This is a genomic window from Streptococcus mitis (genome assembly GCF_000722755.1).
GTDB lineage: Bacteria > Bacillota > Bacilli > Lactobacillales > Streptococcaceae > Streptococcus > Streptococcus mitis_CM.
Window position 1 is genome coordinate 46,800 of record NZ_JPFY01000015.1, and the last position, 11,258, is coordinate 58,057.

Consider the following 11,258-nt stretch of genomic DNA (forward strand, 5'->3'; position numbering starts at 1 on the left):
AGGAGAAATATGGTCAACTATCCTCATAAAATTTCATCAAAAAAAGCCAAACATCCATTTCTCAACCAAAAAATTTCGCAAATCGAGGAATGACTTTTGAAAAGATTATTAACGCTACAAACGACTACTATCTGACGCATGGTATGGCAGTTATCCATAAAAAGCCAACGCCTGTTCAGATCGTTCGAGTAGACTATCCTCAACGTAGTCGAGCCAAAATTGTAGAAGCCTATTTTAGACAAGCTTCCACTACAGATTACTCTGGCGTGTATAGAGGACATTACATTGACTTTGAGGCCAAGGAAACACGACAAAAGAATGCTATTCCAATGAAGAACTTCCATCTTCACCAGATTCAACATATGGAACAAGTCCTAGAACAGCAGGGCATTTGCTTCGTACTGCTTCATTTTTCTTCTCGACAAGAAACTTATTTGTTGCCGGCATTTGATTTGATTCGCTTTTATCATCAAGATAAGGGGCAAAAATCTATGCCACTTGGATATATTCAAGAATATGGATATTTAGTAAAGCAAGGGGCTTTCCCTCAAATTCCCTATCTCGACATTATCAAAGAACATTTACTAGGTGGTAAAACAAGATGAACAAACAAACTATTCTGCGATTCTTAAAGTATATCGGAATTACGTTCCTTACATTATTTATCGCATTATTTCTATTAGGTGGAGGTGTCTTCCTCTACTTTGTTAGCAAGGCTCCAGCCTTATCTGAAAGTAAATTAGTTGCGACAACCTCTAGCAAGATTTATGACAACAAAAACGAACTGATTGCTGACCTTGGATCTGAACGTCGCGTAAATGCTCAAGCAAATGAAATTCCTACTGACTTAGTCAAGGCAATTGTGTCTATCGAAGACCACCGTTTTTTTGATCATAGAGGTGTTGATACTATTCGTATCATGGGAGCAGCATTGAGAAATCTACAAGGAGGAGGTCTACAAGGTGCCTCAACCTTGACACAACAATTAATTAAATTGACTTATTTTTCTACTTCAACTGCTGATCAAACCTTGTCACGTAAAGCTCAAGAAGCTTGGCTAGCCGTTCAACTAGAGCAAAAAGCAACCAAGCAAGAAATCCTGACCTATTACATCAATAAAGTCTACATGTCCAACGGTAACTATGGAATGCAAACCGCAGCCCAAAATTACTATGGAAAAGACTTGAAGGACTTAAGCTTGCCACAGTTAGCACTCTTGGCTGGAATGCCTCAAGCGCCAAACCAATATGATCCTTATTCCCATCCAGAAGCTGCTCTAGAGCGTCGTAACTTGGTACTTTCAGAAATGAAAGGGCAAAAATACATTAGTGCAGAAGATTATGAAAAAGCTATTAATACCCCTGTTACCGATGGTCTACAAAGCCTGAAATCCGGTAACAGCTATCCTGCATACATGGACAACTACCTTAAAGAAGTAATCGACCAAGTTGAACAAGAAACTGGTTACAACCTTCTTACTACAGGTATGGATGTCTATACAAATGTGGACAAAGATGTCCAACAACGACTCTGGGATGTTTATAACACCGACCAATATGTCACTTATCCTGATGATGACATGCAAGTAGCTTCGACTATTGTAGATGTATCTAATGGTAACGTTATTGCACAACTTGGTGCTCGTCATCAAGCAAGTAATGTTTCATTCGGCACCAACCAGGCTGTGGAGACCAATCGTGACTGGGGATCATCAATGAAACCAATCACAGACTATGCTCCCGCACTTGAGTATGGCATCTATGACTCAACAGCATACATGCTTAAAGATGCTCCTTACAACTATCCAGGTACAAATATTCCTCTTTACAACTGGGATAAATCATATTTCGGAAACATTACCCTTCAATATGCCATCCAACAATCCCGTAACGTTACAGCAGTTGAAACGCTTGAAAGGGTCGGATTAGACCAGGCTAAAACTTTCTTAAATGGGCTAGGAATTGATTACCCAACTATGGTCTATGCTAACGCTATTTCAAGTAATACAACTGAATCAAATAAAAAATATGGTGCTAGCAGTGAAAAAATGGCCGCTGCCTATGCTGCTTTTGCCAATGGTGGTATCTACCACAAACCAATGTATATCAATAAAGTTATCTTTAGTGATGGTAGTTCAAAAGAGTTTTCTGATCAGGGTACACGCGCCATGAAAGAAACAACCGCCTACATGATGACTGAAATGATGAAAACAGTATTATATTCTGGTACAGGTCGAGGCGCTTATATATCTTGGCTCCCACAAGCAGGTAAGACGGGTACATCTAACTACACGGATGAGGAGATTGAAAAACACATCAAAAACACTGGCTATGTAGCTCCAGATGAAATGTTTGTTGGTTATACTCGTAAGTATTCTATGGCTGTATGGACAGGTTATTCGAATCGTTTAACTCCTATCGTTGGAGATGGTTTCCTAGTTGCAGCTAAAGTTTATCGCTCAATGATAACGTATCTATCAGAAGATACTCATCCAGAAGACTGGACGATGCCAGACGGACTTTTCAGAAACGGGGAATTTGTATTCAAAAATGGAGCTCGCCCAATATGGACTGCTCCTGCTACTCAACAAAGTTCTACACCTGCTCCTGCGAACCAGACTCCAGAGACTCCAACCTCTCAGTCAAGTGTAACGACACCAAACACAAATCCAAATTCAAATACAGTTACTCCCAATGCTGGAACCAATGAGAATACGGCGACACAACAACCAAGTACCAATCAAGGGCAGCCTAACCAAAATCCTCAACCAGCGCAACAATAAATTACTAACCACCCAAAAATTGGGTGGTTTTTCAATCAGTTCTTTGCTCAATCAATAATTAGATAATAAAAACCTGAGAAGGTCAATTGTACTTCTCAGGTTTTTTTATTCTATACACTCTACTGGTTTAGAATACTGTTAAGAGAGAGTTTAATTGTCATACACAACTAATCTTTTTTACTTTTTGCTACAAAGATAGCAGATAAGGCTAGTCCAACGCTTGCCAAGAAAATAGCTGTTTCTGACTGTTTTTCACCAGTCTCTGGCAATCTCTTGTCTTCCTTAGCAACTTGAACTGGTGCTTCTGGAGTCTGAGATTTTTCTAACGAACTTAGCTTAAATTCTGGTTTTTCTACTGTCGGAGCTGGTTGGTCACCTACGGTTGATAATGGACCTGTGTAGGCTGGTAGCTCATGTTTCAAGGCCATAACGGAGTTAACTCCACCCTTGAACTCTGGTTTCTCTACCGTCGGTGCAGTTTGATCGCCCACGCTCGACAATGGCCCTGTGTACTCTGGTAGTTCGTGTTTCAAGGCCATAACTGAGTTGACTCCACCCTTGAACTCTGGTTTCTCTACTGTTGGAGCGGCTTGATCGCCTACTGTTGCTACTGGGCCTGTGTACTCTGGTAGTTCATGTTTCAAAGCCATAACTGAGTTGACACCACCCTGAAACTCTGGTTTCTCTACTGTCGGTGCAACTTGGTCACCTACGGTTGATAATGGACCTGTGTAGGCTGGTACCTCAAGCACTGGTGCTGGTCCTTCACCCTTGCTCGATTGAACAGGTTCTTCTGTCAATTCTTGATAGAAGCTCGCCAATTCATAAAACTCAGCCTTGCCACCTTCCCAGACCAGTTTAACATCTAGAAGAGAACCACCATTTCGGATAGCAAAGGTTTGGAGACTAGATGTAATGGCACCAAGATCTGCCCAGCTCTCTTGACCATCCTTAAGTGTTCTTGCTTGAACTCGTGCTTTCGCTCCTTCAGGAAGGCTTGAAACAAGGCGTAGATGGTTGGCATTGGTTGGTTCTGACAAGTGGTAAACCAATTCACCCTTATCATTTTCCGCCTTGTAGCTAGTCAAGACTTTTCCGTCTACGAGATTAGTATAGAAGTTGCCTCGGCTTTCGCCACCGTTTCCTTCTACAGTTGGATCATTGATTGGTTTGACAAATTCGCCATCATTGATCACCAATTCTGTAAATCCTACAAAACGAGCATCATAGTCAGCTGTATAGAGGACACGAAGATAGTTTGCTTTGACTGGTGTCGTCAATTCACCCTCGATGTAACGATTTCCTGGCATCTTAGAATCATGTGTCCAACCATCTGTCAATGAATCATCATGTGGACTATTGGCTACACCATCTCCTACTGTCACAACATCCGTCCAAGTTTTACCGTCTTGGCTGACTTGGATTTTACCATCACGAAGATAGTTTTGAGTTCCGTCTTGGATGTAGGCTCTGATCTTCTTGATAGTGCGTTCGCTGCCAAGTTTTAAGGTTACATGGCCATCTTTATGGGCATAGTCTGAAAACTCAACGAAGTTGTTGTAGACACCATCAAACAATTGATCGAGGTTATTAATCTTACGAACATCATTGCTTCCATATGTTGGATGAATGCCCATAGTTGTAGATTCTAGTTTGGTTGGTTGCACTTCTTTAGTCGTTACAAGGAGAGAAGTTGATGGAACAGCCTGTTCTTGGTCTGTTTTATTCACAAGACGAACATAACGTACCAAGTGGGTTGCGACAGATCTGTCTGTCAACTGGCTAGCTGGTGTCCATTCTTGCGCATTTACAGAATACTCTAGACTGAGTGCTGAGTTGGTTTGACCTTGGAGCTGGATACTATTAACTTGATGGATTCGGTCAAGTTTCATGCCTAGATAGCTATTTGCAGGAAGTTTAGTTCCAGCTGGAATTTGAAGTTCATAACGACCAAGGCTATCCACTACTGGTGTTTCCTTCAAGGCATCCACGTTGGTATCTGTTAAGTCGCTATTTCCAGAGCGTGTCTCAACAGAGAAGTCCTGAATACGCCACCAAAGGTCACTTGCCTTGGTATTGCGTACTCGGATGTAACGAGCATTGATAGCTCTAGTCACTTCCTTAGTTTGTTCTCCTGATAGGCGATCTAACTCTTGCCATGCAGATCCATCTGTAGAGTACTCAAGTACACCTGCTGCAAGTTTATCGCCAGTTCCTTGGCGAAGACGAACTTTAGTGACTGACTTGACTTCACCTAGGTCAAGTTGTGCCCAGGCATCTACTGGAGTCGTATTGCTGCCGTCAGCATTTGCCATCATAGCTTCTGTATTATCTTTACCATCAGTAATTTGACTTGCTGAGGTATTTAACTTGTAAACTAAGTTTGAGCTAAGACTGACTGTCGTCGCTTGTTGGCCACGTGCTTTTTCAACTGGACGATTTACTGCAATCTCGCGAACTGCAAACCAGGTGTCATCACGATCTTCTGTAGCAATCATACGTACTGCTTTAGTTTTGATGTTAAGATTTTCAAACTGAACAAGTGACTCATTACCAACATAAGTTGGTTCTTTCAAACTTACCCAATTATCTTTTTCATCTTGATACTGAACTTCTGCCTTACTAAAGGTATCACGAGGATTTGCTTGAGTTCCCATAGCGAAGGTCAAGGTTTGGATATCTACCGGTTTGTTAAATTTCATACCGATATAATCACCTGTCTTGATACTGTTTGGTGATTTAATCAAGGCATGAGTTGACAAGTCACCATCCGTTACTTCTGCCAAACCACCTTCTACTCCTGTTCGATTGGTAATAAAGGTGCTGATGATTTGGTCAGGGTGCAAGAATTTTTGAACTTCAGACGCTAGAACTTCTTTCAAGGATAGGATAAATGGACGGATATGTTGAACCCCCAATTCAGCCTTTTCAAGATGGTCTACATAATGGAAGGTATGAGTTTGAGACTGTTCGTACAATTTCAAACCTTTATAGTAGCTATCCCAAAGTTTGGCAGCATCATTTGTAGCCATAGCCTCTGTTCCTGTTAGGAAGGCATCAAGGGCATTCATTTGGTCGATTGCATTATCCAACCAATAGTGGATCTGTGCAACCATCTTTTGATCACCTGATGCTTTATAAAGTTCAGCTGCTTCTTTAATCTTGGCAAATTCTGCACGCAAGGTTGCACGTTCTGCAGTTACATCCTGACCCGCTTTGAGCTTAGTCATGAAGTCTGTTAATTTTGGAGCCAATTCAACTGATTCTTCTAGTTTAACGACACGACCATCCATGTTTTGGTTGATCATATGCTTACCGAGTTCGCGGAAGGCTGCTGACACCTTGCTATCTTCAAAATGACCATTTTCAACAAAGTTGAAGGCAATGTCATTGAGTTTCTTAGCTTCTTCTTCTGATTTCCACTGTTTCCATGTATACTGAGCTCCAGCGAAGAGGGCAATCTTAGATGGTTCAGACTGTTGCATTGGGTTCAACATGATACCAGACAGCAAGCTTGGATCTACATTCGGATGAAGGAATTTCTCACCACCACCTAGAATCAAGTGTTGTTTAGAGTTATCTGTAACTGGCCAGTTCACCCAAAGTGATACTGGACGATAAGTTTTACCACCTGCAGTTAGATTGTTCTTGAGAGTTGACAAGAAACCTTCAGAAACTTCACCCCAAATCTTACCACCCGTCAAGGTCATAGATGTTGAACTTGGGAGATTTTCATTTAGAGATTTCAACTCTGCTTCACGCCCATTACCCCAATACTGACCTGGAACAAAGATCATTTCTTTGCGAAGACCGCTATAAGTTCCTTGCATTTCTGTCAACCAGTTGGTCATATCCTGCATCAAGCGGTTGTAGCTATTGTAGCCTCCAACTGGGCTTGGTGCATCATCGGCTAGAATACCAAATTCACGGACACCCACTTTCATCAACTGGGTAAATTTAGCCTTGATGGTTGCCAAGTCTTCTTGGTAATGCGCTTCATTACCAAATCGGATACGGTTGTTCATGAATGGATGGATGGTCCAAACATAGCGAGTTTTACTTTGATTTCCGACGCGAGCAAGTTCACGAATTTCAGCTAGTTTTTCTTCTGGGTAAAGTTCACGCCATTTCTTGTTGTGGTATGGATCATCTTTCGGTGCGAAGAAGTATTGGGTCAATTTCAAATCGCCACCAAAACGCATGAGTTCAGCACGATCTGCATTAGACCATGGATTTCCATAGTAACCTTCGATGAAACCACGATTCTTGATTTCAGCGTAATCTTCCACTGTCACATTGCGAAGAACTGGAACTTGACTTTCCTTGAGCATATGTTTCAAAGTTGTCAAACCATAGAAGACTGCATCTGTGTCTTTTCCGACGATGGAAATTGAATTGTCCTTAATGGTCAGAGCATAGGCATCAATCTTATCAAAGAGACCTGCTGAAACGTTAGATAAGTTTTGTTCTGCTTGTGTTCCTCGTCCATGTACTCCAAGATAGATATTAGTTGCGCCAGCAACTGCTGATTGACTAGTAGTGTAGGATACTTGATTATCCTGCAAGACACTCTTCAAGCGATTACGAGTATAGACATCGAGTTGATCTCCCATTACCAGATTGACTTGCTTACGAAGAGCTGTGACTCCTTCTCCATAAGTCACTTTTTGTGGAGTTGGGAAAACCTTGTACTCTTTCTTGAGATAATCTGTGCTCTTGCTGGCAGCCGCAATGCTATCTTCGCTAGCTGGTTTGCTTGCAGTGAATTGATCCGCTAGTTCAACTGTTCCATCACCTGTTTGTTCTACTTTTGGAGTTTCAGGTGTAGATGGTTGTTCTGGTTCTGGTGTCTCTTGTCCCTCTTTGATAGGTTTCAATAGATGAACTTCAGCTGCACTTGCAAAGCCCCCAACACCTGCTAGAACTTTCAACTCAATCTTGTTGGTATGAACCGCTGCAAAGTTAACTGTTTTTTCTTGAGCGTTGTTGTCCCAGCTTCCTTCTGAAACCTTGACCATTTGGCCATCTTTTTGTGCGTAGATTTCGTAGCGAGTCACGACCCCATTTCCACCACCTGGCCGAGGAAGATAAGTCAAACCATTGACTTTTTCTGCTTCTTTCAAGGTCATAGAAAGAGTGTACGGAGCAGTATCACCAGTCCATTTAGTATGCCAAAAGGTATTTGGATCATTGTCAAAGGCTTTTTCAACAACTCCTTCAGTCGCTGTTCCTGGTGTTTCTTGACTAGTTGCAGAAACTGTGAAATGATCTGTTGGAATCAAACGAGGATTTACAAATGGTTTATCTGACAACTCTGCACTATGTAAAATCCCTTTGAACCCACCGATGCTTTCAAGCGGTAGAACCAAGCTATTGTGAGCAAAGCGAGGGTGAGCTGGATTTGCGATACGTTCAATCTTCTCACCATCCACATAGAATTCCGTTGATTGTGGTTTGGTCACGATAGAGATTTGATAACGTTTATTCTTTTCAAGTTTTTTCTTGAACTGGATATGGAACTGTTCAAATTGATAAGCAAGATAGCCGTCTTTATCAGCTAGATAGATACGGTTGTCTCCACTTGTTGAGAAGGTTTGTTCACCGTCTCCAGTGACAGTTACATCAAACTTCAAGACATGACTTGGACCAACATCACCTGCCAGGCCTTCAATACTGCTATCTTTCTCAAAAGCCAATCCTTGCTCGCTTGTCTTCACCTTCTTGCTTGCATAGTTCTTCACTGTTTCAGGATTGATAGTAAACAAATCACTTTGATCAATCTCTTTTTCAGGATTTGACTGTGGTGCATAAGGGCTCGTTGGTAGGGTACGTTCTGCAAAGGTCGCAGCCGCACGGTCAGATCCCCAAGTGCGTTCTGCAGTTGTTTGCATGCTCTTAAAGAAGCGTTTAAAGATATCATAAGATGTCAAACCTGTCTCATGAAGATCAATATTGTCATTCCAAACTGCGTGGCCACCACCAATTACATTTGGATTGGATGCTTCTAGAAGTGGACCATGACCTGTTCGGAAATCATTTGGTGTCCACCTATTATATTGTGTTTCATAGTTAGCATAGTCACCATAAGCTGTTTGACGATTATCACCATTTGGTACACTATAGGTTGGAATATCTGTTATGTTGATAATCTTAGCTCCTTGAGCAATAGCTTCTTTTGGTTGCTGCCAGCCAATACTCCAGATATCAACTTCTACATCTTTCCAATCAACCGCTGTTTTACCTCGTTTCGCACTGAGCGATCCCCAAATACGAGGTGTATAGCCTTTCCCTTTAATGTATTTAATAAGGTCATTTACATAACGACGATAGCTTTCTCTACTTCCGTAGTATTCATCCGTTCCGATATGAACAGTAGATACTCCATGAAGTGGTGCATCTGGACCATCAAGAAGTTTATCATAAACTGATTTGACAAAAGCCAGTGTTTCATCGTATTTATTATCTAGGTCGAGCATGGCTACGCGTTCTACGTTATGTTTACCTCTGTAATCGCTCAGGCTACCTTGATACATGAGGTCTGGACGGACTTTAACAAATGACAGAGCATGACCTGGCGTGTCAATTTCTGGAACTAGATTGATATGCAAGGCCTTAGCAAGTTTAATCAGATTTTGCATCTCTTCTTTAGTATAGTGCTCGTCTGATGTTAATTTTTGACCATTCTTACCGACAATATCTGTCTCTACACGGAAACCTGTCTTAGCATGTTCTAGAACATACTTAAGCTCTTCTTCTTGTGTTAGGTTCTTACCTGCCAAGTGCTCTTTTAGGAAGATATAGTTATCGTTGAGGTGCAACTGCAAGTCGTTCATCTTGTAGTAAGCCATATTGAGCATGATGTCTACAAGGGTGTCATAAGGAATAAATTTACGACCTGTATCTAGCATAAAGCCACGGTGACTGAAGCTTGGGAAATCACGAATTTCTCCATTTTGGAGATTGCTTTCCCCCATTTGAAGAAGAGTACGAGTTGCGTAAAAGGCTCCTGTGTTTGTTGCAGCTTCGATGGTAATGACACCATCTTGGATAGTGATGGCATAACCTTCCTTACCATAACCCTTATTTTCAACTTTTTTAAATTCAATTCGTTTTTGAGCCTGCTTGTCACCTGTCGCAAGTTCCAATCCACGACTAGCAAGATCTGACTGGTAGAAGGTTGCAGCCTGATCAAAGTCTGAATCTCCTGTCGCAAGAACTGTATCTGAAGTGATAGAAGATTGACCTTCTTTTCCATACCATTGTTGAACAGCTGGTGCTACTTTTGGTTTGATACCCACACCTTCGTCCTGATGTAGCCCCTTGATGACTACTTCAAATTCTTTAGTAAAGGTATGTGAATCTTTAATTTGCTCTACCATAACTTTAACGCGTTGATCAGTCAGAGGCTTATAAATGTGATTTTGAAGGTCAATCACACCTTGTTTGTTGCTACCGATAAGACTGACTTTTCCTGGTAGAGTTGGCAAGACAAGAGACTGTCCGTCTTTAGCTACAGTCAATTCTGTAACCTGACGGATATCCGTTACCTTACTTGTATCAGGAATATTCGAATAAGCTCGAATTTCTTGAATACCAACGTTTCTCCAACCCATTGTGCCCGCTTGATAGTCATTGATTTCTAACTTGAGATATTTAGCTTGAATACTATTGGCTAAGTCAACTTTCTCATCTAAAACAGGTTCTCCAGTCTTGGTATGAGCTAGCTTCCATTGTTTTTCTCCACTAGCATTTACATCATCTTGACCTGCATAGTAGAGGCTCCAAGATTTGATATTTGGATCATTTTGTCCCTTGCGGACACGGCGATCCCAATCAATCTCTACATGCCTAATAAGTGTAGTTTTTGGAAGAGTTAATTCGAAAGTTGGTTTGTTAATATTTGGATTTGTTGCCCAACGAGTATCAGAATCCCCATCTACTGCCTTGTCAGCAGTAAAAGGAGTTCCAGTTTCTGAGTCGTTTGCTTGGACAGTGACACCTTCTAAGTGGTTACGATCTTCTCTATCTTCAATTTGATTTTCAACCGGTTTGATTGTAGGTGTAGCTGGTTCTACAGGTTTAGAATCTGCTTTTGGTGTTTCAACCGGCTTCAGAGTCTCAGCTGGTTTGGGAGCTGTTGGACTTGTTGCTGGGCTTGTTGCTTCAGTTGCTGCAGGACTTGTTCCTGCAGTATTTTCATGATTTTCTTCATGACCTGCATCTGCCGTTGCCTCTGATTCTGCTTTCTTTAAAACAGCTGCTAAATCGTCCGGCAACTTATCTAGTGGCTGAGCTTGTGTAATTGTTCCTTCTTTCTCAGGTGTTCCAACTGTCTCTGCAGCTTGCACTACATTTGCACCAAAGATACTAGCACCTATCAATACAGAGGCTGCACCAATTGCAAATTTTCGAATACTATAGTGACAACGTCTTTCAAAAAAATGTCTATCCATCTTTCTCCTATTCCTTTCTCCCA

General features: G+C 41.5%; 2 protein-coding genes and 1 pseudogene. 2 read left to right on the forward strand and 1 reads right to left on the reverse strand.

The features are described 5' to 3' along the window. Window positions 1-9: 9 nt before the first annotated feature. Both recU and pbp1a read left to right on the forward strand, forming a co-directional pair. Window positions 10-605, forward strand: a pseudogene (gene recU, locus SK578_RS08755) (Holliday junction resolvase RecU). After that, a complete protein-coding gene (gene pbp1a / locus SK578_RS08760) occupies window positions 602-2,782 on the forward strand; it encodes a penicillin-binding protein PBP1A (RefSeq protein WP_042751685.1) in 2,181 nt (726 codons plus the stop codon). Before recU ends, pbp1a begins: the two are co-directional and overlap by 4 nt. A gap of 167 nt (window positions 2,783-2,949) precedes the next feature. Here pbp1a and SK578_RS08765 read toward each other — a convergent pair whose 3' ends face one another. Beyond that, window positions 2,950-11,235 carry an SIALI-17 repeat-containing surface protein gene (locus SK578_RS08765; protein ID WP_042751686.1) on the reverse strand — a complete coding sequence of 2,762 codons (8,286 nt, stop codon included), beginning with the start codon at window positions 11,233-11,235 and terminating at the stop codon, window positions 2,950-2,952. Between the last annotated feature and the right edge of the window lie 23 nt (window positions 11,236-11,258).